Source organism: Frigoribacterium sp. ME-P-080, assembly GCF_030209595.1.
GTDB lineage: Bacteria > Actinomycetota > Actinomycetes > Actinomycetales > Microbacteriaceae > Frigoribacterium.
This window is the reverse complement of sequence record NZ_JARVRR010000002.1, coordinates 264,151-288,709: the sequence shown is the minus strand read 5'-3', so window position 1 is coordinate 288,709 and position 24,559 is coordinate 264,151. Positions and strand designations below refer to the sequence as shown.

The 24,559-nt window shown below is 71.4% G+C and carries 19 protein-coding genes; 5 read left to right on the top strand and 14 right to left on the bottom strand.

Going from position 1 to position 24,559, the window contains the following annotated elements; all coding sequences use genetic code 11:
- Positions 1–215: 215 nt before the first annotated feature.
- Positions 216–1,490, bottom strand: a complete 1,275-nt coding sequence (locus QRN23_RS02845) for an ROK family transcriptional regulator (protein ID WP_159825069.1) — start codon at positions 1,488–1,490, stop codon at positions 216–218.
- Positions 1,491–1,589: 99 nt separating this feature from the next.
- Between QRN23_RS02845 and QRN23_RS02840 the strand changes: the two genes are divergently transcribed.
- Both QRN23_RS02840 and QRN23_RS02835 read left to right on the top strand, forming a co-directional pair.
- On the top strand, positions 1,590–2,060 hold the full coding sequence (locus QRN23_RS02840; protein ID WP_043594266.1) for a GNAT family N-acetyltransferase: 471 nt from the start codon (positions 1,590–1,592) through the stop codon (positions 2,058–2,060).
- 25 nt (positions 2,061–2,085) lie between these two features.
- Entirely contained in the window at positions 2,086–2,484 is a 399-nt protein-coding gene (locus QRN23_RS02835; RefSeq protein ID WP_285062429.1) for an MGMT family protein, read from the top strand.
- A gap of 109 nt (positions 2,485–2,593) precedes the next feature.
- On the opposite strand, the gene QRN23_RS02830 is transcribed toward QRN23_RS02835, so the two are convergent.
- The 8 genes from QRN23_RS02830 to sucC form a co-directional block, all read right to left on the bottom strand.
- Positions 2,594–3,382 carry a GNAT family N-acetyltransferase gene (locus tag QRN23_RS02830; protein WP_277959331.1) on the bottom strand — a complete coding sequence of 263 codons (789 nt, stop codon included), beginning with the start codon at positions 3,380–3,382 and terminating at the stop codon, positions 2,594–2,596.
- A 57-nt stretch (positions 3,383–3,439) separates the two neighbouring features.
- Positions 3,440–5,365, bottom strand: a complete 1,926-nt coding sequence (locus tag QRN23_RS02825; RefSeq protein WP_082460047.1) for an ABC transporter ATP-binding protein — start codon at positions 5,363–5,365, stop codon at positions 3,440–3,442.
- Positions 5,362–7,197, bottom strand: coding sequence for an ABC transporter ATP-binding protein (locus QRN23_RS02820; RefSeq protein ID WP_056043391.1), 1,836 nt, complete (start codon positions 7,195–7,197; stop codon positions 5,362–5,364). Before QRN23_RS02820 ends, QRN23_RS02825 begins: the two co-directional genes overlap by 4 nt.
- A 429-nt stretch (positions 7,198–7,626) precedes the next feature.
- On the bottom strand, positions 7,627–9,291 hold the full coding sequence (gene purH, locus QRN23_RS02815) for a bifunctional phosphoribosylaminoimidazolecarboxamide formyltransferase/IMP cyclohydrolase (protein ID WP_285062425.1): 1,665 nt from the start codon (positions 9,289–9,291) through the stop codon (positions 7,627–7,629).
- A complete protein-coding gene (gene purN, locus QRN23_RS02810) occupies positions 9,288–9,881 on the bottom strand; it encodes a phosphoribosylglycinamide formyltransferase (protein ID WP_054147430.1) in 594 nt (197 codons plus the stop codon). The genes purH and purN overlap by 4 nt, the downstream gene beginning before the upstream one ends.
- Before the next feature lie 62 nt (positions 9,882–9,943).
- Positions 9,944–11,317 (bottom strand): cell division protein PerM, encoded by a 1,374-nt coding sequence (locus QRN23_RS02805; protein WP_285062423.1) that lies wholly within the window; start codon positions 11,315–11,317, stop codon positions 9,944–9,946.
- Between the two features lie 177 nt (positions 11,318–11,494).
- Positions 11,495–12,382: a succinate--CoA ligase subunit alpha gene (gene sucD, locus QRN23_RS02800; RefSeq protein ID WP_277959130.1), complete on the bottom strand. Its 888-nt coding sequence runs from the start codon at positions 12,380–12,382 to the stop codon at positions 11,495–11,497.
- Between the two features lie 15 nt (positions 12,383–12,397).
- Positions 12,398–13,561: an ADP-forming succinate--CoA ligase subunit beta gene (sucC, locus tag QRN23_RS02795; RefSeq protein ID WP_056043401.1), complete on the bottom strand. Its 1,164-nt coding sequence runs from the start codon at positions 13,559–13,561 to the stop codon at positions 12,398–12,400.
- Between the two features lie 212 nt (positions 13,562–13,773).
- Between sucC and QRN23_RS02790 the strand changes: the two genes are divergently transcribed.
- The 3 genes from QRN23_RS02790 (at position 13,774) to QRN23_RS02780 (ending at position 16,557) form a co-directional block, all read left to right on the top strand.
- A complete protein-coding gene (locus QRN23_RS02790) occupies positions 13,774–14,184 on the top strand; it encodes an ester cyclase (protein WP_056043403.1) in 411 nt (136 codons plus the stop codon).
- 43 nt (positions 14,185–14,227) lie between these two features.
- Positions 14,228–14,461, top strand: a complete 234-nt coding sequence (locus QRN23_RS02785) for a hypothetical protein (protein WP_056043406.1) — start codon at positions 14,228–14,230, stop codon at positions 14,459–14,461.
- A 155-nt stretch (positions 14,462–14,616) separates the two neighbouring features.
- Positions 14,617–16,557 (top strand): thioester domain-containing protein, encoded by a 1,941-nt coding sequence (locus tag QRN23_RS02780; protein ID WP_285062421.1) that lies wholly within the window; start codon positions 14,617–14,619, stop codon positions 16,555–16,557.
- 35 nt (positions 16,558–16,592) lie between these two features.
- Here the strand turns inward: QRN23_RS02780 and QRN23_RS02775 are convergent, their stop codons facing one another.
- The 5 genes from QRN23_RS02775 to QRN23_RS02755 form a co-directional block, all read right to left on the bottom strand.
- Positions 16,593–21,026, bottom strand: a complete 4,434-nt coding sequence (locus QRN23_RS02775) for a type VII secretion EssC family protein (RefSeq protein ID WP_285062419.1) — start codon at positions 21,024–21,026, stop codon at positions 16,593–16,595.
- On the bottom strand, positions 21,023–21,625 hold the full coding sequence (locus QRN23_RS02770; protein ID WP_277959133.1) for a hypothetical protein: 603 nt from the start codon (positions 21,623–21,625) through the stop codon (positions 21,023–21,025). Before QRN23_RS02770 ends, QRN23_RS02775 begins: the two co-directional genes overlap by 4 nt.
- Before the next feature lie 34 nt (positions 21,626–21,659).
- Positions 21,660–22,403, bottom strand: a complete 744-nt coding sequence (locus QRN23_RS02765) for a hypothetical protein (protein ID WP_285062417.1) — start codon at positions 22,401–22,403, stop codon at positions 21,660–21,662.
- Between the two features lie 583 nt (positions 22,404–22,986).
- Positions 22,987–24,252 (bottom strand): putative T7SS-secreted protein, encoded by a 1,266-nt coding sequence (locus QRN23_RS02760; RefSeq protein WP_285062416.1) that lies wholly within the window; start codon positions 24,250–24,252, stop codon positions 22,987–22,989.
- Positions 24,249–24,545, bottom strand: coding sequence for a hypothetical protein (locus tag QRN23_RS02755; protein WP_285062415.1), 297 nt, complete (start codon positions 24,543–24,545; stop codon positions 24,249–24,251). The genes QRN23_RS02760 and QRN23_RS02755 overlap by 4 nt, the downstream gene beginning before the upstream one ends.
- Positions 24,546–24,559 lie beyond the last annotated feature (14 nt).

The window sequence follows — 24,559 nt, the reverse complement described above, 5'->3', positions numbered from 1 at the left end:
GTGCTCCTTTGCTCCAGTCGCGTCGGCGCCGGGCTGCTCTGCCCGACCGCGATGCGATTACTACATCGTATGGAGTAACTCGTGTCAAGACGTCGGCCCGCATCGGTCCGGTAACGGCGCCCGAGCCGAGGAGGCGCGGGTCGGGCCCCCGCGAGGCGCGGGTCACGACCGCAGGAGGCGCGGGTCGGGACCCGAGGAGGCGCGGGTCGGCCCCGTCAGGCGCGGATCAGCAGGGCGGAGGGTCGCGGCGAGAACGTCTGGTCGAGCACGAGGCAGGCGGCTCCGACGGCCGCGACGTCGATGCCGATCGACGACTCGACGAGCCGGATCGGGTGCTTCGGGATCAGCGCCGGGTCGTCGCGGAGCGCGGCCGGCAGCACCGCGAGGACGTGCCGCGACAGCGGCGCCCAGAACGGGCCGCCGAAGACGACCTCGTCGAGGTCGAGCAGGTTGACGATGGTCACGAGGGCGCGCGCGAGGTGTCGGCCCGCGCCGTGCAGCACCCCGAGGGCGCCGGCGTCTCCCAGGTCGGCCTTGCCGACCAGGGCGCCGAACGCCTCGTCGATGCGGCGCATGTCGACGTCGTCCCCGCTGCGAGCCGCCTCGGCGAGCGCCTCGTCCGAGACGTCCCCCTCGAGCAGCACTCCCGTGGCCGCGGCCTCCCGCACGAGGGCGTGCGGCGTGATGAGCTCCCCGACGCAGCCGATGCGCCCGCAGGTGCATCGGTGGCCGTGGTCGTCGACCATCACGTGCCCCGAGTCCCCCGCGTTCGCGCTGGCCCCGCGCAGCACGTCGCCGCCGAGCACGAGCCCGGTGCCGTAACCGGTGCCGTAGTAGACGAAGGCGAAGTCGCTGCGCTCACCCGCGCCTCCGTCGCTGAGCCAGAGCTCGGCGACCGCGCAGGCCGTGACGTCCTTCTCGAGCAGCACCGGCAGACCGGTCGCCTCGCTGAGCGCCCGACGCAACGGCACGTGCCGCCAGAGGGGCATCATCGGGGGGTCGAGCACGAGGCCGGGCCCGATGTCGACCGGGCCGGGCGAGGCGATGCCGACCCCCAGCAGCAGGTCGCGGTCGACGCCGCTCGTGACGACCAGTCCGTCGATGGCCCGTGCCATGAGGGCCACCACCTCGTCGGGTTCGCTGGCGGAGGGCGTCAACTCTCGGGCGTGGGCGACGACCGTGCCGACGAGGTCGAGCAGGACGAACGTCAGCACGGCGGGGTCGATGTGCACGCCCACGGCGAAGCGCCCGCGGGACTCGAGCTGCAGCATGGTGCGGGGCTTGCCGGGACCGCTGATGACGGTGCCGCTCTCGCGGATGAGCCCCGCCTCGATCAATCTGCGCGAGACGTTCGTCACGGCCTGGGGACTGAGTCCGGTGCGCCCGGCGATCTCGGTCCGGCTGAGGCCCGCGCTCTCCCGCCGGATGGCGTCGAGCACGACCGACCGGTTGTAGCCGCCGATCGCCGGCAGGTTCGTCCCGCGGTTCATTCTCGTCATCATCCACGACGTCGGGGGGTCGCGCGCGCACCACCGCCGGTCATCCGCCCGACGGTGGTGCCCGTCGGGACGCCCCGTTACCCTGAACGCATGTCTGGACTGCGCCTCGAAGAACTGTCCGCCGCCACCGTCGTCGCGGCCAACAACCTCACCCTCAAGCCGGGGCAAGAGCAGTTCGTCGCCCCCGTCTCGCACTCGATCGCCGAGGCGTACGTCAACCCGACCACCGCCTGGCCCCGCGTCGTGGTCGACGACGACGACACGGTGGTCGGCTTCATCATGGGCAACTTCGACGCCGAGGCCGACGACGAGGCGCTGCGCAGCTGCATCTGGCGCATCAACGTCGAGGCCGACGCCCAGGGTCGGGGCATCGGCCGGTTCGCCGTGCACGCCCTCGCCGACGAGGCCCGCAGCCGCGGCTTCGACCGGGTCACCGTCATCTACGAGCCGGGTGACGACGGGCCCGAGGACTTCTTCCACCACATCGGCTTCGAGGTCATCGGCGAGACGCCCTACGGCGAGCACGTCGCGGGCCTGACCCTGGCGTCGTCGCAGGTCTGAGCCGGCACCGCGTGAGGTCGACGTCGTGACCCCGGGCGCCTCCGCCCGCGGCGGCGAGCCCGCGCCGCACCCCGGCCCCGACCCCGGGCCCGGCCTGGCCCCCGGCCCCGGCCCCGACCCCGACCCCGACGACTTCGTCTCGCAGGTCCTCGCCGTCGTCGAGTCGATCCCGCCGGGCCGCGTGATGACCTACGGGTCGGTCGCCGCCGCCCTCGGGTCGCGGGCCTCCCGTGCCGTCGGCCAGGTGATGGCCTACGCCGGGGCCGACCTGCCCTGGTGGCGGGTGATCCGCGCCTCGGGCCACGCCCCGCGCGACCACGAGCAGCGCGCCCTCGAGCAGTACCGGGTCGAGGGCACGCCTCTGCTGTGGAGCCGGTCGGGCACCTTCCGCGTCGATCTGGAGCGCGCCTCCCACCGTCCCTGAGCGACTGCACCACGGACCACCGGCATCACCGGGACGGGCATGTTCGTCGGAGACGGTCGTCCACGACCGCCCGCCTCCCCCGGCGCCGCCCGCCGTCGCCCGGGTCGCCTCAGCGCGTCCGGTCGTAGGGGGTCGTCGTCGACACGGCGACCAGACCCGACCGCTCGAGGATCGGACGCGAGTCGTCGGTCGAGTCGCTGTGCACGAGGGTCTTGCCCTGCGCGAGGGCGGAACGCGCGCGCGCCGCGGTCAACGCCCGGTAGATGCCCCGGTGGCGGTACGCCTCGAGCGTGGCGCCGCCCCAGATGCCGACGAAGTCCGTGCCGGGGACGGGTTCGAGCCGGCCTCCGCTGACCATCCGGCCGTCGACCTCGGCGACCCAGAGCTCCATGCCGTCGCCACGGACCAACCGGGACAGCAGCGCGTCGGCCATCCGCGCGTCGACCGCCTCGCCGAACGCCTCGTCGACCATCGCACTCATCGCCCGCACGTCCGCCTCGGTGGTGACCCGACGCACCGTCACGCCCTCGGGCACCTCGCCGAGGCCCGCGAGTGCGGCGAGCGGCCCGATCATGATCGACTCGGGCTCGCCGGGTTCGAAACCCGAGGCCATGAGTGCGTCGTGCAGCCCGGGGGCACGGTCGTGCCCCCGGGTCTTCCACTCGACCCGGGTGATCTCGTCGTCGGCGTCGAAGTGCTCGACGGCGGCCGCCACCAGCGCGCGCACCGCGTCGGCGTCCGCGTCGCCGAGGTCGCGGTAGGTGACGAACCCGCGACCACCGGCGAAGGTGACGAGCCGCAACGGACCGTGGCGGGTGACCGCGATCGCGCTCGGCGTCTCGGCATCGGTGCGGAGTTGCTCGTCGTAGGCCTGCAGGTAGCTCGTCGCGTCGGTCATCGAGGCCACGCTAGCCGAGCCCGGACGGCGGGCGGGGCCCGCCGTCCGGGCCCCGCCTCACACGAGCGAGTCGCGCCACGCGGCGTGGAGCTGCGCGAAGCGGCCGGTGCCCGCGATCAGGTCGTCGGGGGTGCCGTCCTCGACGATCTTGCCGTGCTCCATCACGAGCACCCGGTCGGCGATCGCGACCGTCGACAGGCGGTGCGCGATGATGACCGCGGTGCGGTCGGCGAGCAGCGTCTGCAGGGCCTCTTGCACCATGCGCTCGGACGGGATGTCGAGCGACGCGGTCGCCTCGTCGAGGATCAGCACGCTCGGGTTCGCGATGAACGCCCGGGCGAACGACAGCAACTGGCGTTGCCCGGCCGACACCCGGCCGCCGCGCTTGTTCACGTCGGTGTCGTACCCGTCGGGCAGGGCCTCGATGAACTCGTGCGCCCCGACCGCCTTCGCCGCCCGCACGATCTCGTCGCGCGTCGCGTCGGGCTTGCCGAGCGAGATGTTGTCGGCCACCGAACCCGAGAAGAGGTACGCCTCCTGCGTCACCATGACGATGGCGCGGCGGAGGTCCTTAGGGTGCAGGTCGCGCAGGTCGACGCCGTCGAGCGTCACGGCACCGCGCGTCGGGTCGTAGAAGCGCGAGATCAGCTTCGCCAACGTCGACTTGCCGGCCCCCGTCGATCCGACGAGGGCGATGGTCTGCCCCGCCGGCACGTGGAGGTCGAAGCCGGGCAGCACGACCGTGTCGGCGTTGTAGGCGAACTCGACGTCGTCGAAGTGCACCTGCCCCTTGGCGTCCCACAGGTCGACCGGGCGCGTCGGGTCGGGCACGCTCGGCTGCTCCTCGAGCACGCCCGAGATCTTCTCGAGCGCGGCGGACGCCGACTGGTAGCCGTTGTAGAACATGGCCATCTCTTCGGCCGGGTCGAAGAACCGCTTCGCGTAGAGCGCCACCGCCAGCAGGGCACCGATCTCGAGCGAGCCGTCGATCACCCGGAAGCCGCCGAACAGCACGACCGCCGCAAGGGTCGCGTTGCCGATGAGCACCAGGCCCGGGTCGAAGGTGCCGAACAACGTGAACACCTTCGAGTTGGCCTGCCGGTAGTCCTCGACGTGACCGGCGTACTCCTTCTCGTTGCGCGCCTCCTTGCGGAAGGCCTGCACGGCGCGCATGCCCGTCATCGTCTCGACGAAGTGCACGATGACGCGGGCGCTCGTGACGCGCGTGGCCCGGAACAGCTTCTGCGAGCGCACCTGGAACCACCGGGTCAACGCCACGAGCGGCACGAGGGCGACCGCGAGGACGAGGCCGCTCTGCGGGTCGAGCGCGACCAGGGCGACGGCGGTGAAGACCATGTACAGCAGGCCCGACACGAGCTGGTTGATGCCCGAGTCGAGCAGCTCGCGGATCGAGTCCAGGTCGCTCGTCTGGCGCGAGATGATGCGGCCCGACGTGTACGTCTCGTGGAACTCGAGGCTGAGCCGCTGCGTGTGCAGGAACAGCCGCTTGCGCAGGTCGAACAGGATCGCCTGGCTGATGCGCGCCGACAGCACCGTGTACTGCGCCATCAGCACCGCACCGATCACGCCGGTCACCAGGTAGGCGACCACGACGAGGATCGCCGGTGCCCAGTCCTGGTCGTCCATCAGGGCCGGCAGGGCGGTGTCGATGCCGATCGCGATCAGGGCCGGCCCCGCGACCTGCGAGGCCGTGCTGATCACGACGACGACGCCCATCAACGCGAGTCGCCAGCGCAGCGGGTGCACGAGCGAGCCGAGGAGGCGCAGCGACCGACGGCGGAGCCTCTTGCTCTCGTCCTTGGTGAAGTTCTCGCGCTCCTCGCCGCGGACGCCCTGCGTCGTCGAGCCCTGCTCGGCGCGCTTCTCGGCCGGCGTGCGGCCGTCCAACGCCTCGCGCTCGACGGGGCCGTCGGCGACCGCCGGACGATCGGGACGGTCGTCCTCGAGTGTCGTGTCGGTCATGCGAGCACCTCCTCTCGGGTGGTGGTGGAGTCGTCGTCGAGCGACGAGATGACGTAGCGGTAGTGCTCGTTGCTCGCGATGAGGTCGGAGTGCCGGCCCACCGCGGTGACCGTGCCGTTCTGGAGCAGCGCGACCCGGTCTGCCAGGGTGACCGTCGACGGCCGGTGCGCGACGATCAGCGAGGTCGTGGACGCGAGCACGCGTCGCAGACCGGCCTCGACCCGCGCCTCGGTGTCGACGTCGAGGGCCGACAACGGGTCGTCGAGCACCAGCACGGCCGGGCGCGCGGCGATGGCCCGTGCCAGCGCGAGGCGCTGACGCTGGCCGCCGGACAGGCTGAGGCCCTCTTCACCCACGCGGGTGTCGACGCCCTCGGGCAGCCGCTCGACGAAGTCGGCCTGCGCGATCTCGAGTGCCTCGCGCATCACCCGGTCGGCCTCGTCGGCGTCGTCGGCGAGGTCGGGGCGACCGAGCAGGACGTTGTCACGGACGGACGCACTGAACAGCGTCGCGTCCTCGAAGGCCATGCCGATGTGACGGCGGAGCTCTTCACGGCTGAGGTCGCGGACGTCGACACCGTCGATCAGGACCTGCCCGCCGGTGACGTCGTAGAGCCGGGACACGAGCGACAGGAGCGTCGTCTTGCCCGAACCGGTGAGACCGACGAGGGCCATCGTCTCGCCGGGCTCGACGACGAGGTCGACCCCGTTGACGAGGTCGGAGAACTGGGCCGGCGAGTCCTGGTACCGGAAGTGCGTGCCCTTGAACTCGAGTCGACCGTGGGGTTCGGCGATCGTCGCCGGGTCCTCGGGGTCGGTCACCGTGTTCTCGCTGTCCATCACCTCGAAGTAGCGGTCGACGGCCGTGCGGGTGTCGAAGGTCATCGAGAGGAGGAAGCCGATCGACTCGACCGGCCAGCGCAGCACGGTCGCCGTCGCGAAGAAGGCGAACAGCTGGCCGACGGTCAGCTGGCCGTCGGCGGCCAACCAGACGCCGCCGAGCAGACAGAGCGCGAAGGCCACGTCGGGGACGAGCAGCAGCCAGAGCCACAGCTTCGAGATGGCCTTCGCCTTCTCGATCTCGGTCCCGCGGAGGTCCTCGGCCTGCTTGGCGAACTCGCGCAGCGAGTGCTTGCCGCGACCGAAGGCCTTGAGCACGCGGATGCCGTGGACGCTCTCCTCGACGCTGGTCGCCAGGTCGCCGACCTGGTCCTGGCTGCGGCGGGCGACGACCGAGTAGCGCTTCTCGAACGCGAAGCTGACGAAGAACACGGGCAGCGACGCCACGAGGAAGACGAGGCCGAGCACCCAGCTGTACGAGAACAGGACGACGAAGCCGACGACGATCGTGAGCACGTTGACCACGAGCAGCACGACACCGAACGCGAGCCAGCGGCGGATGAGGCTCAGGTCGCTGACCGACCGGCTGAGCAGCTGACCGCTCTGCCAACGGTCGTGGAACGCCACCGGCAGATCTTGCAGCTTGGCGTAGAGGGCGTTGCGCATGGTCGCCTCGACGTGCGTGCTCGGAGTGAGCACCAGGCGACGGCGGGCACCGATCAGGATCGCCTCGGCCACTCCGAGGCCCAGCACGACGGCGAACGCGGGCCAGACCTGCGATCGGTCACCGCTCGACAGGGGGCCGTCGACGAGCAGTTGCAGGACGAGGGGGATCAGCAGGGCGACGACGGCGGCGAGCAGGGCCGCGACCATGCCCAGCACGATGCGGGGCAGGGCCGGCTTGACGTAGGGGTGGAGCCGCACGAGCGACTGCACCGTCGAGGGGCGCTTCGCCGGGTCGGGCGGGCGTGCGGACGAGGACTTCTGAGACATGGGTGATCCAAGTGTCGTGATCTGGCACGGGCGACCGAACGGAGCGGTGACCCGTGGTGGAGAAGGTGGTGCGGCGACCGTCCGGGGAGGACGCGCGGTCCCGCGGTCGCGCCCGGAGACGTCGGCGGGCGGTGTGTCGGAGGGGTGCCGGTGGGCGGCGGACCGTCTCGTCTAGACGATCGGCGCCGGGCTCGGAGACGCCGAGGAGGCGCGACCCACGCGAGCACCGTCGGTGGCCGTGCCCACCGTGGTCAGTGTCGTCGTCGTCATCATGTCCTCCTGAGTGTCGTCATCCGTCCGTACGGTCGTGTCCGACCGGCTGTGAGCAGCCTTACAGGATATGCGTGCCGTCGACTCCGCCGCAAGACGGAACGGTTCGGAATCGTGGACGACGCGACGCGCGCCTCCGGGGCCCCGGCCGACGGCGACCTAGTGGAAGAAGTGGCGCTCGCCCGTGAAGTACATGGTCACGCCGGCAGCCTTCGCCGCGGCCACGACCTCGTCGTCGCGGATCGACCCGCCGGGCTGGACGACCGCGGCCACGCCGGCGTCGAGCAGCACCTGCAGGCCGTCGGCGAAGGGGAAGAACGCGTCGGACGCCGCGACCGACCCGGCGGCACGCGCACCGGCGCGGTCGACCGCGAGGTGGCACGAGTCGACGCGGTTGACCTGGCCCATGCCCACCCCGACGGACGCGCCGCCCGAGGCGAGCAGGATCGCGTTCGACTTGACGGCGCGCGAGGCCTTCCAGGCGAACTCGAGGTCGGCTCTCGTCGAGGCGTCGGCCTCGTCGCCGGCCACCAGCGTCCAGCCGTCGGACGTGAACGCGTCGAACCGGTCGGCGTCCTGGACGAGCAGTCCACCCGAGATCTGCTTGACCTCGCGCGCGTCGCGGGTGAAGTCGGCGGGCAGGGTCAGCAGGCGGATGTTCTTCTTCGCGCTGAGGATCTCGACGGCCTCGGGGTCGAACGCCGGGGCGATGACGACCTCGGTGAAGATGTCCGCGACGGTCTCGGCCATGGCGCGGGTCACCGGGCGGTTGGCCGCGATGACGCCGCCGAACGCGGAGACGGGATCGCAGGCGTGCGCCCGCTGGTGCGCGTCGGCGATGGCGTCGACGGCGTCGGGCGAGGCCACGGCGATGCCGCACGGGTTCGCGTGCTTGATGATCGCGACGGCGGGCTCGTCGAAGTCGTAGGCGGCGCGCAGGGCCGCGTCCGCGTCGACGTAGTTGTTGTACGACATCTCTTTTCCGTGCAGCTGCGTCGCCTGCGCGATGCCGTGCGCGCCGGGCGTCGCGTAGATCGCGGCTGCCTGGTGGGAGTTCTCGCCGTAGCGGAGGGTGTCCTGCAGCTCGGCCGAGACGGTGACCGTGGGCTCGAAGCCGGCCCGCGCCTCCTGCTGGTCGACGACGGACGAGGAGGCGCCGGTCGCCGCGGCGGACGCGTCGGCCTCGGCGCGCACACCCACGTGTGCGGCGAAGTACGCCGCGACCGCCGTGTCGTACGCGGCCGTGTGGGCGAAGGCCTCGCCGGCCAGGCGCTGACGCTGGGCGAGGGTCGTGCCCCCCAGCGTGAGCGCCTTCTCGATCTGGGGATAGTTCGTCGGCGAGACGACGATCGCGACGTTGGCGTGGTTCTTCGCGGCGGCCCGGACCATCGCGGGCCCCCCGATGTCGACGTTCTCGATGACGGTCGGCACGTCGGCACCCGAGGCGACGGTCTCGACGAACGGGTAGAGGTTGACGACGACGAGCTCGAACGCGGCGATGTCGAGTTCGGCCAGCTGCGCCTCGTGCGACTCGAGCCGCAGGTCGGCGAGGATGCCGGCGTGCACCGCGGGGTGCAGCGTCTTGACGCGGCCGTCCAGCGACTCGGGGAACCCGGTGACGCTGCTGACCTCGGTGACGGCGTGACCGGCGTCGCGGATGGTCTGGGCGGTCGAGCCGGTCGACACGATCTCGACGCCGGAGGCCGAGAGGGCGGCGGCCAGGTTGAGCAGGCCGGTCTTGTCGCTGACGCTGATCAGGGCACGACGCACGGTCACGGCGTCACGGTCGCGGTAGAGGCTGGGGTCGATGGCGTGGCCGCTCATGCGGTGGGCTCCTGTTCGAGGGTGGTCGTTCCGTTGGCGATGTCGAGCACGGTCTGGACGAGCAGTTCGCGCTCGACGACCTTGATGCGGTCGTGCAGCGACGACTCGTCGTCGCCGGGCAGGACGGGGATGCGACGCTGGGCGAGGATCGGGCCGCTGTCGACGCCCTCGTCGACGACGATGACGCTCGCGCCCGTCTGCTCGACGCCCGCCGCGAGCGCGTCGCGCACGCCGTGCGCGCCGGGGAACTCGGGCAGGTAGGCGGGGTGCGTGTTGATGAGGTTCGGTGCGAGGGCGGCGACGACCCGTGGCGGCACGAGCCGCATGAAACCGCTGAGCACGACGAGGTCGGGCTGCCACTGCTCGATCTGGGCCAACAGCTCGTCACCCCAGGCGGCACGGTCGGCGAAGTTCGAGAAGGCGACCGAGAAGGTCGGCACCCCGAAGTGCTCGGCGTGCTCGAAGCCGTCGGCCTCGCGGTCGGCGCCGACGGCGACCACCCGGGCGGGGTACTCGGCGTCGCTCGCGGCCTCGAGCAGAGCCCGGAGGTTCGAGCCGCCACCGGAGATGAGCACCACGAGCTTCAGCACCCGGCAAGCCTAGCGGCCCGGGCGCGCGCACCGGGGGGGCGGCGGTCCGTCGGACGACGGCGTCAGCGCGTGATGCCCTCGATGCGCTCGGTGTCGTCGCCGTCGCGCCGCAGGGTGGCCACGGGCACAGGGCCCGTCGGCGTGGTGTCGTCGACGACCGGGTCGTCGTGCCGCTTCGCACCGGAGCCGTCCGGCGTCGTCTCGGCTCGATCACCCGCGAACCTCGGTGGCGTCACGACCATCGCGAGCACGCCGGCGACGGCGAACTCGAGCGCCGCGAACCCGCCGACCAGCAGCGGGTCGGGTCCGACGTCGGTCAGGCGTCCGGGCCCGGCCGAGCCCGAGGCCGCCCAGGCGAGCAGGCCGAGCAGCGCTCCCCCGACGACCCCGCCGACGACCGCGACGACGATGCGACGGACCAGGTCGTCGACCCCGTACCCGGCGAGCATCCGTTGCAGCCGCGGCCTCAGGAGGGTCGCGCAAACGTACGCGGCGACGACCGGGACCAGCAGCCCGACGAAACCGAACGTCAGGTCGGCGGTGGGCAGGGCGCCGAGGAACGGGATCGCGGGCATCGGGCCGACGGCGGTGCCCAGGGGCGAGATCGACGACCCGGTGCCGATGGCGAAGCCGGGGCCGACCAGCCACGACGCCGCCCACACGACGACGTCGGGGAGCAGGGCGAGTTGACCGAGCGTCAACGCGAGCCCTCCGAGGAACCCGCCGTGCGCGCCTTCGTACAGGGTGATGATCTGGGCGTAGTTCGTCACGATCAGCACCGAGACGATCAGGGCCGACACGGCCAGGACGGCGGATGCGGCCACGGTCCCGAGCCGCAGTCCGGCGGCCGCGATGCCGGTCACCTGTCGGGGCAGTCGCGACAGGAGGCCGATCACGGCACCGGTCACGGGGTCGGCGGCCTCACCCCGACGCCGGCGCGTGACCTCCGCCATGGCCACGACGGGCACGGCGTACACGAGCGCGGGCAGGAGCGTGCCCTGCCACAACGACGGGCGTGCGAGCTCGTGCTGCGCGGAGGCCGCCAGGGCGAGGGACAGCAGGGCGAAGGTGCCGATGGTCACGAGCACGCCCGTCAGGCGGTGCGCGGTCTCGGCCGCGGCGCGGCCGGCGCGGATGCCCATCAGCACCGTGAGCAGGGCGAAGCCGAGCGCGGCCAGCGAGATGACGATGGGGGCGTCCGCCCCGGGGATGCCGGTCGCCGCGGCCGCGTCGGCGCTGAGCTGGACGGTCAGGTCGGCGCCGTGCCCGACGAGCCACGAATCGACGGCTGCGCGCCAGAAGACGACCCAGTCGATCTGCAGGCCGTACTGGAACGCCCAGAGCGAGGTCAGCACGACGAGGGGGATGCCGACGCCGATGGCCACGACGAGCAGGGCTTCGAGCGCGGAGAAGAGAGCGGTGACTGGGCGGTTCATCGCGAGCGACTGTACCGGTGCCGACCGGGGCCGGCCTGCTGCCCCGCCGCCCGCGACGACGACGCCGCTCCGCACCCGACGGCCCGTCCGCACGACGACGGGCGTGTCCGTCGTGGCCGGCGTCCGAGGACGACCAGCCGTGACGAACACGCCCGTCGAGGAGGCGCGGGTCGGCCCCTACAGGGAGGCGTAGACCTCGCGGAGCAGCGCCGCGGTCTCGCTCGGCGTCTTGCCGACCTTGACGCCAGCGGCTTCGAGCGCCTCTTTCTTCGCCTGGGCGGTGCCGGCCGAGCCGGACACGATCGCACCGGCGTGGCCCATCGTCTTGCCCTCGGGGGCGGTGAAGCCCGCGACGTAGCCGACGACGGGTTTGGTGACGTGTGCCTTGATGTAGTCGGCTGCACGCTCTTCGGCGTCGCCGCCGATCTCGCCGATCATGACGATCGCCTTGGTGTCGGGGTCGGCCTCGAACGCCTCGAGGGCATCGATGTGCGTCGTGCCGATGACCGGGTCGCCACCGATGCCGATGGCAGTCGAGAAGCCGAGGTCGCGCAGCTCGAACATCATCTGGTAGGTCAGGGTGCCCGACTTCGAGACGAGGCCGATGGGCCCCGAGCCCGAGATCGAGGCGGGCGTGATGCCCACCAGCGACTCGCCGGGCGTGATGATGCCGGGGCAGTTCGGGCCGATGATGCGGGTCGTCCCGCCCTTGGCCTTGGCGAGCGCCCAGAACTCGGCGCTGTCCTGCACCGGGATGCCCTCGGTGATGACGACGACGAGCGGCACCTCGGCCTCGATGGCCTCGACGACGGCGTCCTTGGCGAACGCCGGCGGCACGAAGACGATCGAGACGTCCGCATCGGTCTCGGCGACGGCCTCGGTGACGGTGCCGAAGACGGGGAGCTCGACGTCACCGTGGGTGACGGTCGTGCCGGCCTTGCGGGCGTTGACGCCGCCCACGACCTTCGTGCCCGCCTTGAGCATGAGTGCGGTGTGCTTGGTGCCCTCGCCGCCGGTGATGCCCTGGACGATGACCTTGCTGTCCTTGTTGAGGAAGATCGACATTGTTCTGTGCAGTCCTTACTTCGAAGCCAGCTCGGCGGCCTTGTCGGCAGCCTCGTCCATGGTCGCGACGACGGTGACCAGCGGGTGCGCCGCCTCCGCCAGGATGCGTCGACCCTCGTCGACGTTGTTGCCGTCGAGTCGCACGACGAGCGGCTTGGTGGCCGCGTCGCCGAGGATGCCGAGGGCGGCGACGATGCCGTTGGCGACCGCGTCACAGGCGGTGATGCCACCGAAGACGTTGACGAAGACGCTCTTGACCTGGGCGTCGCCCAGGATCACGTCGAGCCCCGCCGCCATGACCTCGGCGCTCGCTCCGCCGCCGATGTCGAGGAAGTTGGCGGGCTTGACGCCGCCGTGCGCCTCGCCGGCGTACGCGACGACGTCCAGCGTCGACATGACGAGACCTGCACCGTTGCCGATGATGCCGACCTCGCCGTCGAGCTTCACGTAGTTGAGGCCGGCGGCCTTGGCCTTCGCCTCGAGCGGGTCGGCCGCGTCGGCGTCCTCGAGCTCGGCGTGGCCGGGGTGACGGAACTCGGCGTTCTCGTCGATGGAGACCTTGCCGTCGAGGGCGACGATGTCGCCCTGCTCGGTGAGCACGAGCGGGTTGACCTCGACGAGGGTCGCGTCCTCGCCCTCGTAGACGGCGTAGAGCTTCACCAGCACGGGGGCGACCTTCTCGACGAGCTCGTCGGGGAACCCGCCGGCCTTCGCGATCTCGGTGGCCTTCGCGAGGTCGATGCCCGCTCGGGGGTCGACCTCGATGCGCGCCAACGCGTCGGGCTTCTCGACGGCGAGCTGCTCGATCTCCATGCCGCCCTCGACGCTGCAGAGCGACAGGTACGAACGGTTGGCACGGTCGAGCAGCACCGAGAAGTAGAACTCGCGGGCGATCTGGGCGCCGCCGGCGATCATGACGCGCTTGACGACGTGGCCCTTGATGTCGAGCCCGAGGATGTCCTTCGCCGCGGCCTCGGCGTCGTCCGGGGTCTTCGCCACCTTGACGCCGCCGGCCTTGCCTCGGCCGCCGACCTTGACCTGGGCCTTCACGACGGTGACGCCACCCAGCTTCTCGGACGCCGCTCGCGCCTCCTCGGGGGTGTCGGCCACGATGCCCGGCAGCACGGGCACGCCGTACTGCTCGAACAGGTCTCTGGCCTGGTACTCGAAAAGATCCACGCTGTTCTTCCAATCCGCATCGCTGCGTCGTCTCACCATGATCCGTCTCGACATCGAGCCATCTCGACATGAAGACATATGGGCCGCGGTCAGCCTAGCGGGCGACCCCAGGGGTACGCCGAGCGTGGCGTCTGCTGTGAGCATCGGGGGCCAGCTGCCGCCTGGGGAGTAGACGAGAGACACCCCGACAGAACCAGAAGACGGAGACACGCATGTCGAAAGAGAAGAACCTCGCCACGCAGGAGCGCCTCGGCGAGATCCTGACCGCCCGTGAGATCGACCGCCTCGGCGAGGGTTTCCACGCCGACGTCGTCGACCACGACCCGGCCCCCGACGCACCCGCCGGCCTCGCCGGCATCCAGGCCTTCTGGACCGAGTTCTTCGCGGCTTTCCCCGACGCCGACCTCGCGGTCGAGACCCTCGTCGCCGACGACGAGAACGTCACCGCCGTCTTCACGATCTCGGGCACGCACACCGGCACGTTCCAGGGCGCGGAGCCCACGGGCAAGTCGTTCACCGTGCGCGGCATCCAGGTCGGCCGGTTCGACGAGGACGGCCTGCTCGTCGAGCGCTGGGGCGCCACCGACGAGGCCGGCATGAAGCAGCAACTCGGTCTGGCCTGAGCCGCTCCCCCACCACCCCGCACCGCCTTCGAGAGGACACACCATGAGCGACACCAACACCCCCGCAGCATCGGGCGAGCAGCCCTACGACCAGGCCGACGAGTTCGCCGAGTCCGAGCAGATCGCGACGAACGACGCCGTGGCCGGCGAGACGGTCTTCCCCGGCGTCGGCGAGGGCAACGACGGCCCCACCGGTGGCGCGCCCCGCGAGGGCTCGCCCGAGTACGCCTCGAACGACCTCGAGGGCGACGAGATCGACCTCGACGAGACCGAGTGACCTCGGTCACCACCGTCTGACGACGCCCCCGCCGCACCTCGCGGCGGGGGCGTCGTCGCGTCACGGCTCCTCCCCCGGCCTGCGTCAGCGGGAACCGTGCACAGGAGGCGCGGTGCCGGCCTCGGCAGCCGGGGTGGCTGCCCGATCGTCGGTGCATGACATCACCAACGAAGGCCCTCGGGCCCCCCAGACGGCGCCTCGCGCTCGCCCTCGCCCTGTTGTTCTCCGTCGCCGTCGGGCTGCTCGGCCACGCTCCGGCCGCCGCCGTGACCGGCACGGGACTCGGCCCGGGCCACCTCTGGCGTGGCGACGACGTCTCGTGGCTCGGCACCTACCGACTCGACGACGGCACCCAGGCGTTCTGCCTCGAAGCCGGCAAGAGCTCGCCCGTCGGCAACCACTACGACACGACCACGGGTGGTGACGTGATCGGCGTCTCGACCGACGACCACGCGCGGCTCGCGTACATCGCCCGCACCTGGGGCGGCACGACCGACGCCGACACGGCCGCCGCGGGACAGCTCGCGGTCTGGACCATCACCGGCCTGAACGGCCACACGCAGCGGTACTACGCCGGCCGTGCCAACGAGCGGTGGCCGATCGTGCTCGAACGCGCGAACCAGATGCTCGCCGAGGCCTCGTCGGCCGCGTCGAAATCCGTCGCGGCATCGATCACCGTCGAACTCTCGGACGACGGCACCGGGCTGATCCGCCCCGACCTCACGGTCGACCGTGTGGCGGGCGGGCCGACGAGCCTCGAACCGACACATGCAGGCACGGTCACCCTGGACGGCGCCGTGTTCGCGGACGGCTCGACCACGGCCGTCGTCCGCAACGGCGAGAGCGTGTCCGTCGTCGCCACCGGTGACGCTGCCCACGTCACCGTGAACGCCTCGGTCGAGTTCGTCGACCTGCCGTACGGACGGGTGACCACGGTGGGGAACAGTCCCGCGGGCTCACAGATGATCCTCTTCTCGGGCGGGGTCGCGGCCTCCGCCTCCGAAGCCGCGAGTGTCGAGCAGCTGTCGCCCCTGCCGTTCCAGCCCACGGTGTCGACCGTCACCAGCGACACCGTGGCCGAGACCGGGACGGTCGTCACCGACCAGGTGACGCTCGGCGTGCGGCCCGGAGACGGGCTCCTGTCCGAGTGGGGTCGATACGACGACGCGGGGAGCTGGCGTCCCGTACCGGTCACGGTGCGGAGCCGCCTGCTGGGGCCCTTCCTCGCTCCGGTGGTCGAGGCCGCCGCGTGGCCGGACGACGCCCCGCTGGTCTGCGAGGTCGCCCTCGAGGTAGTCGACGGTCCGGGCACCTACTCGACGCCGGGCTGCGAGCTGCCCGCCGGCGGTTACTACACGTGGGTCGAGACCATCGATCCTGCGGACACTCCGGTCGAAGCGGGGCGTGACCGGGTGGGTTCCTGGCGCTCTCCCTTCGGCACGGCGACCGAGACGACGTTCGTGCCCTGGACGCCGACCATCTCGACCGTGGTGTCCGACGCCGAGATCGACCCCGGTGCCTGCGTCAGCGACGAACTCACCGTCGTCGACCTCCACCCCGACGTGCCCGGCGGGATCGACGTCGAGTCGGTGCTCGTCGGACCGTTCGCCGAGGCCCCCGAGGTGGGAAGCGACCTCGGACAGATCGGCCGCCTCGACCCGGACCTGATCGTGGCCCGCGAGACCGTCGCCACCAGCGAGGACGGCACCTACGCCACGCCCTGCGTCACGCTCGAGCGACCCGGCACGTACGTCTTCCTGTTCTCGTCGGAGGGGTCGGCGGCCGCCGAGGACGGCAGCAGGATCGTGCCGGCCTTCGCCGACACCACCGTCTACCGGAGCGAGATGACGACCGTCCGACAACCGGCGCCGGCCGATGCCCCCGCGCCTCCGGCGAGGCTGGCCTTCACCGGTTCGACCGGTGGAGGGCAACCGTTGCTCGTCGCCCTCGGCATCATGGGTACCGGCTTGGTGCTCGTGACGGCGGCAGGTGCGCTGCACCTTCGGAGGCGCCGCCCGGACCGGGGCTCGGAGACTGCCTGCCGTGCGGTCGAGACCGACGCCCTGTCGTCGTTCGGCCTGGGCGAGGCGCGATGAGCCCCCGGGTGCAGGTGCCCCGAAGCGGCCCGGGCTCAACCGGCCCGGTCGAACGGCACCTGCACCCGGACGGCTCGACCGCTGCCGTCGTCCACGAGGGCGAACCCGGGCGTCGGCCGGTCGGCGAGGTCGGACTTCGTCAGCCGGAGCCCCACCTGGTCACCTTCGTTGGGCAGCTGTGGGCTGAGCACGGCGCCGCACCGGTTGTTCCTCACGTCGACCTGCCAGCCGGCCCACCCGGACAACACCTCGCCGGTCGTCCCGGCCACGACGAGTGCGCGACCGGTGTCGGGGCACGACCTGAGGAACTCCGCGAGCCACTCGCCCGCGGGGCAGTCCTTGAGGTGTTCGCCGTCGTCGATGACGAGCACGCGAGGGCCGTCGGCGTCTGCGAAGAAGGGCGCGAGGAGGGCCTCCTCGACGGTCCGGGTGGTGATCACCGCGACCACGCCGGGCAACCCCTCGAGCGCCCGCAGCGGCGATCGCCGTGGGGCGACGACGACCACTCCGATGCGCTGGGCCGTGAGCGACCGGACGACGGCTACCAGGACGGTGCTGCGCCCGCTCTTCGGGGGGCCCGTCACGACATAGCTGCCCGGGCCGTCGGCGAGGTCGGGACCCCACGGAACGAGGTCGTCGCCACCGACGCCGATCAAGGCGAAGACGCTCGCCGGGTCAGCCGCTCCCCGGCGGGACCAGGCGTCGTCGAACGAGATGGGGCCCGCCAGTTCGTCGACGCGGAAGGGCCGACGGGCGGCAGGAACATCACGGTCACGGTGAGCCGCCGACGCCGCCCGCCGTCTCAGCGCCTCGGCCTGCGCCTGCCCCGTGGCCTCGGCATCGATCAAGGCGACCTGCGTCTCGATCGAGGTCTCGGCGGTGAAGCCCCGCCCTGGGGGCAGGACGTCGGGCAGTGCCCGCGCGTTCAGACCGGCGAGGGCGTAGTCGGCCCGGTCGGTCAGGCGCAGGAGCAGCTTGTCGTCGACCAGGGCGGCGAGCCGGCCCGCGACGAGCTGCCGGTCACCCGTGACGAGCACGTGGAGCCCGACCGCGGCACCCTCACGCAAGAGCACCCCCACCTGGTCGACGAGCTTGCCGTGCTCGATCTCGGCGAAGCTGCCCGTGAACCCTTCCCACCGGTCGATCATGACGACCAGGTGCGGCAGGCGGTCCCCCTCGGGAGAGGCTCGTCGCTGCTCGACCACGCCCGCATGACCTCCCGCTGCGAACACCTGTTGCCGCCGGTAGGTCTCGTCGACGAGCTTCGTCAGCAGGCGCCGGACCCGGTCGAGCTGGGTCCGCTGGACGACGGCTCCGACGTGCGGAAGGCTCTCGAGCGGCAGCAGGGCACCGCTGCCGCAGTCGATGCCGTAGAGGTGCACGTCGGCGCAGCTCGTCCGATCGGCGAGGGAGGCCGCGACCGTGCGGAGCACCTGCGAGCGTCCCGTCCGCGGGGCGCCGACGACGAAGAGATGCCCCAGGGTCTGCAGGTCGAGCGCGGCCGGGGCCTGGTGCTGTTCGGCCGGGAAGTCCTGCCGACCGAAGGGCAGCACGGCCACGTCGCCGGGGACGCACGCGTCGACGTCCGAGCCCGTCCGGGACCCTGCCAGGTCGTCGAGCACGAGCCTGTCGGGCAAGGCGTCGAGCCACGGACGATGCGGGCGAGGAATCCCGAGACGGGTGCAGGCCGCGGCGAGCGCGTCGACGAGCTCGGCCAGGTCGGTGCGACCGGCGGACTCGGTCGTCGTCCGTGGCGGCGGCTCGGCCACGACCCGCCCGAGGTCCCGCCAGTCGAGCGGACTCGACCACACCTCGGGCACGACCTCGGCCACCGCCCCGGGGCGTCGGCCACCGACACGGCCTGCCTGGAACGGGACGAGTGCACTGGCCCCCAATCGGACGAAGGCGCGACCCGGTGTCGACTTGGAGATGCCGGCCGCGTCACCCGCGTCGATGACGTCGCTGCTCTCACCTGCATCGGTCACGCGAAGGGCGATCCTCAGGTTCGTGTTCGCCCTGATGTCGCCGGTGACGACGCCCGTCGGCCGCTGCGTCGCGAGCACGAGGTGGATTCCGAGAGAACGCCCGCGCTGGGCGATGTTGACGAGGCCGGTCACGAAGTCCGGCAACTCGCGGACCATGCTGGCGAACTCGTCGATCACGATCAGGAGGCGCGGCAACGGAGGCCTCGCATCGTCACCGACCGCGCCCTCCACGTAGTCCTCGAGGTCCTTCGCTCCGGCGTCGGCGAGGAGGTGCTCGCGGCGTCGCAGCTCGGCCCCGAGCGAGTGCAACGCCCGCTCCACGAGGTGCGTGTCGAGGTCGGTGACCATCCCGACGGTGTGGGGCAGCGGCGCGAAGTCCCGGAACGCGGCACCACCCTTGTAGTCGACGAGGACGAACGTCATCGACTCGGGGGTGTTCGCGGCGGCGAGCGACGCGACCATGCTCTGCAGCAACTCGGACTTGCCGGAGCCGGTCGTGCCTGCCACGAGACCGTGCGGACCGTCCCTACGGAGGTCGAATGCGAACGGGCCGTCGAGGCTCTCTCCGATGACGACCTCGGTCGTGGGGCCCGTGCGAGCCCATCGGTCGAGTACGGCCTCGGCGGTGGGGGGTTCGAGCTGCAGCACGTCGAGCAGCCGGGAACGCGCCGGGAGCCCGCCCGTTCCGCCGCCGTCGTCGACGTCGACCACCGGGGCGACGGCCCGGGCGACGGCCTCGAACCAGCCGGCGGGCAGCAGGTCGGCCTTGACCTCGCGCACGTCGGCGGTGCGGTGCACATCAAGGGAATGCCGCGCGAGGCCGCAGGTGACGACGGCGACGCACTCCTCGGGAAGGGATCGGCGTTCGGCGTCGACGCACACGGCGTACACGCCGACGGAGGGCCCGTCCCGCAGGACGCGGACGAGCCCGGGCAGTGCCCGCAACCGCCGCGCACCGTCGACGACGAGGACGATGTCGGTGGCCGCACGGAGGGCCCCCTGCGACTCCCGCACCGCCCGCCGGCGAGAGTCGATCTCGGCCCCGAGCTCGGCGATGCGGCGGGCGACGGTCTCGGCGTCGTTGCCGACCCAGGCGGCGGCTGGACGACCGTTCTCGGGACGGGCATGGGGGACATGGGCCAGCCAGGACCAGTCGTCGCCCGCAGCGTGTTCGGTCAGGACGACCAACCGCACGTCGCGGGGGCTCTGTGCGACGGCGAGCTGAGCCAGCATCCACGCGACGAGAGGTCTGGCGTGTTCGGATCGGCCTGCCACCCCGACGACCCCGTGGTCGGCCAGATCGACGGTGACGGGCACGTCGACCGCGGGGCGAGCGACGGTCCGACGGTGCTCGAGTTCGGCCGGGTCCTCGATGGTGACACCCGAGGGCAGATCCGCCGTGCCGATCCTGACGCGCAGGTGGTCCGGATCGTCACGACGGCGTTCCCACAACCGTGAGCGACGCCGGGCGGCGATGTCGAGCACGGTGGCGGCGTCGGGACTGAGGTGTCGCAACTCGCGCTGCAGCTGCCGCACGGCGCTCTCGGCATCCGCCGCCACCGCCTCCTTCGTGGCCTGATGGTCGGCGAGGCGTTGCCGGTGCGAGACCTTCCCGTTGCGCTTGTCGTAGAGGTGGTTGCCCATCATGACCACCGGCGACATGAGCCCGAAGGCGAGGAAGGCGACGTTCCCGAACACGCTGACCATGACGACGGCCATCAGCATCGGCGCCAGCGCCGCGACGATCGGCAGGGGCCGCTTCGCACCCTGTTGGGGTTCGGCGGGGAACCGGAACGTCGTGGTCGGCGGTTCCGGCAGGAGGCGCGGTGGGCGTGCGTGGTCGAGGGTGCCTCCCCCCTCGCTCACGGTGATCGCGGCGGACGGGTGCCCGGCCGGCGCGACGGCGAGGAGGACGTCGCCGATGGTGATGACGCAGTGTTCGTCCACGGCGGCCGTACCTCGGACGGGAACGCGGTCGACGAGCACGAGTGGCCCGCGAGCCTCGTCGTCGGACTCGGGGAAGGCGTCGGCCGTGGGGGTCAGCGTGAAGCGCCCGGCGCCGTCGAGTTCGATCGTCGCGACGATCGGCGGCACCCGCACGTCGTCCAGCCTCACGCCTGCGTCGGGACCGCTTCCGAGGTGGACGAGCCCGACGTCGACGACGTGGATCGTCCCTGCCCCGCGGCCTCCGATGATGCGGATGGTGGGCAGATCGGCAGGCGAACGGAGGTGCGTCGCCGGGCCGCCGAAGCCGACGACGGCGCCGTCGAGCAGGACTCCCGAACTCATGCGCGCGGTCGGGTCGACCGGCACCCCGTCGACCGTGATGCTCCCGGGCTCAGCGGGCGGGGCGTGACCCGAGTGACCCAGTGACGACGCGAGGTGCCGCGCCACGGCGTCGACGGTGGTGTCCGGATCGACCAGGACCGAGCGGTCCGCCCGGTGGCCCGTCGGGACGTGCAGGACGGTGACGCTCAGCCTCACGCGGCGGGCACCACGCTGATGTCGTCCACGAACACGTCGACTTCGTCGATCATGCCGAGGACGCCCTCCGGCCCGCCGACCTGGCAGGTGACGCGGAGGTCGTACGGCTCGGCCCGGAAGGCGTAGACGAGCGTGGCGTGGAGGCCGGCGTCGCCGTCGAAGGCCGCGTACCGCACGCCTCGGAGCCCCTGCCCGAGACCGCTCGCCTCGACCTGCTCGACGACGGGAGGCTCGACCGCGGCCACGTCGCTGTCGAAGACCATGGCCCGGAGGGCGACATCACGATCGCCTTCGACGAACCCGTACTGGACGCGCAGCAGCGACGGAGGGGTCGCGATGTCCGGCAGGTAGAGGTACCGGCGTTCGTCCTCGGGCGACCAGCGCGCGAGGGCCGAGAGCACCTCCGTCAGCCAGGACCGGGAGGCGCGGGTCGACACCTCGGACCGCTCGGCCACGGTGCGCACGGTCGCCTTGATCCACGATCGCGGCGCGCGGTGACCGTCATGCGGCCAAGAGGTCGGAAGGGCCACCCAGGTCTCGGGTTCGTGCCCGATGAGGATGTCGAAGTCGGTGGTGGCATCGGTGCCGGTTTCGGTCATGGCGCAGGTCGCTTTCTGTGGCAGTCGAGGGGGTTCAGGCGAGGGGCCGGTCGGTGACGAGGCGCCCTTCGGCGTCACGCCAGCGGAAGGTGCTGAGCATGGCGTCGAAGACGTCGGTGACGGCGTCGACGATGCGGGTTCGTGCGTCGATGTCGGACCCGGTGTCGGCGTCGGCGTCGCCCGGCACGGCCGACGCATCGGTCGCTGAGCCGATGGTGAGGACGAGGGTGAGCAGTCGGTCGTCATGACCGGCGACTCGCGTGAGGACGGTCCGACGGCGGAGGGGCGTCAGGTCGGCGACCTCGTCGGGTGCGGCACGGTCGTCCTGCGCCGGGGCTTCAGCTGCGGGGTCGGTCCAGACCACCGCCGGGTCGCCGGCGAGGACGATCGGAGCCGCCCCGTGGGTGGCGACGCGTCGCAGCAGCAGCCGGTCGAGGTCGGCATGCGGAGTCCGGGTGACGGGCACGGACGCGACGACGATCGAGCACACGATGTCGGTGCCGGGCAGCGGGCCCGCACTGAGGTACGAGTCGAGCACACGGCCGTTGACGTCGGCCGCGAGCGCACGCCCGAGTGCCGACCCGAACCGCATCCGCCAGTCGTCGGGGGCCGTTCCGGTTCCGGGTGCGGGCTGGTCTCCCAGCTGCTCGGCGACGAACGCCGCTGCGTCAGGCGCGTCCATTCCACCCGGCACCCGGACGAACCCCGGAGGCACGACGATCGAATACGACGCCGCCACCGTCCCGGCCGTCCGCCCCACGCGCCCCGGGCCGCTCACGGAATGTCCTTCGGGTTCGTGCTGGCTGAACACGATGGACGATTCTCGGCGAGGGGCACCTCTGCCGGAGCCCGTGTCTTCTCGCGTCCGTGTTTTCTCTTTCGCTGCAGAAAGACGATTCCCAAACCGATGAAGGCGACGAACTCCGCGAGGAATAGACCTACGGCTAAAGCCGAATCGCGCGGCCAGTCTGCGGACCTTCTGAAGAGATCTCCGAAGACCCAGGCGTATCCAGCGCTGAGCCCGCACCAGAACGCCAAAACCCAGGGATGCATGGTGTAGGGGACATCGAAGCCCCCTCGTCGTAGGAGATGGACGGCAACCAGCGCCAGCCCTATTGCCGAAACCCAGAAGGGAAAACTAGGCCAGGGAGCGGGGGGCCAATTCTGTCCCGCTTCGAAAAGGGATTTGCCCGCAGGGTTCACGCGGAGATTACCGCCCTGCGGAATGGCGATGAGACCGAGGGTGAGGCGCATCGCCTGTGAATAGACAGCCGGCGTGATAGACAAGGCCCCGGCGATGACGGGCAGGAGCCCGTCTAGTCGCTGACGCGGCGACACCACTGCGACTCGTCGGCCCGCCATCAGAGTTGAGTGCCCGGCGACATACGCCACGTGCTCTGCGAGCCCTTGGATTCTTGCATCTGCCTCATGCCCAGCTGCGTCGCGTCGCTCAACCCGCGCAAGTGGTCGAAGGACTGTAACCCCCGCGCCACATTGAGGCGGACCATCACACGTGAGACTTCCGAAGCATCATCAGCCAGCGCACCCGGCCGACTGGCCCTCATGAAATGAAGCATGCGGCCGACGTCGGCGTCACCTAACCCCTTGACGAGCGACCAGTCACCTAACCCGGGGCGGGCGCGCTGCCAACTCCTGCTCACGGACCCGAAGGCGAGCCCCTTCGAGTAGCCCTGCGAAACTAGGTGGTTCGCTCTCGTCCGAGCAAGTCCCGCCATCATGCCGCGAGCCGAACCTACGGCGAGACCTCCGAGCCCCATGGTCACGACTGAGAGGCCAGCAAGGGCGACGTCGGTCCAGGTGCCTGTTCCTGCGGTCGCTCGAGCTGCCGTGATGGCAAATGAGGCGAGGACAACTATGGCGGCCAATATGTTGACTCCTGGTATGAGGAGAGCAATGGCTGCCAGCCCCACCCCGACGACAGTCAAGACGTCCAGCAGCGTGCTGATCCACGAGTCGTTCTCCTCCATCCACTTCTGGAAGGCGGCGAAGCCCGCGTCCCACGCGCCTCCGAGGTCGTCCCAGAGGGTGTCGGCGAGGCCGTCGTCGGTGGCGTCGTCGATCCTCGCGATGGCAGCCGTCGCGGCGGTCTCGACGGACGTGTGCGCATCGGTGAGGCGGCGCGCGTAGAGGGTGACCCGGCCCCGCGCCTCCTCGGCTTTCGTGCGCTGCGCCGCGGCCTGGTCGAGGTGCTCCTGCTTCGTCACCTCGTCGGTGGCCACCAGCGCGAAGTGCTCGTACCGCTCGACCAGCTTCTCGGCTGCGGCGAGGTCGTCGACGGCGTCTCGGTGGTTCGCCAGGGCCGGCGCAGCTGCCTCTTGGGCCAGCGACAATTCGGACGCGTACGCCTTGAGCGCAGCCCCCGTTTCTCCGTATCGTCCCTCGGCCTTGCCGAGACTCGCGGAGACCTCCTCGGCCTTGACCACGAACGCGTCCAGGGCGTCGCTGGACGACGACCCCGTCTCGAGCGATCGCAGCTTCGCTGCCGCACCTCGGATCGAGGCCGCCACCGACTCGTAATGGCTCGCCATGGAGTTCAACAGCACCGGGTCGCCCGACACCCCCACCAGCGAATCGGCCGCCACACCGGCGAGCGTGCCGGCCGTCATCTGTCGCCCCCGACCAAGACGCCCTCGAGTTCTCCGTCGACCTCGGTGAAGGTCTCGTCGATCGTCGACAACGCCGTGCCCAGCTCGGTGATCTGCTCGGCGAGCTTCGCCCGCCGGTCGTTCCAGTTCGTCGCGAACGACGTGACCTTCGCCGCCAGCCGGACGTGCCCGCAAGCCTCGGCCGTGGCCGACACCGAGGAGTCGTTCGACTCGAACTCGGTCTTCACGCTGGCCAGGTCGGCGAGCAACGCCTCGAGACCCGCACCGTCGATGTTGAGGCTCGTTCGAGCCATGAGGTCCTCCCCTC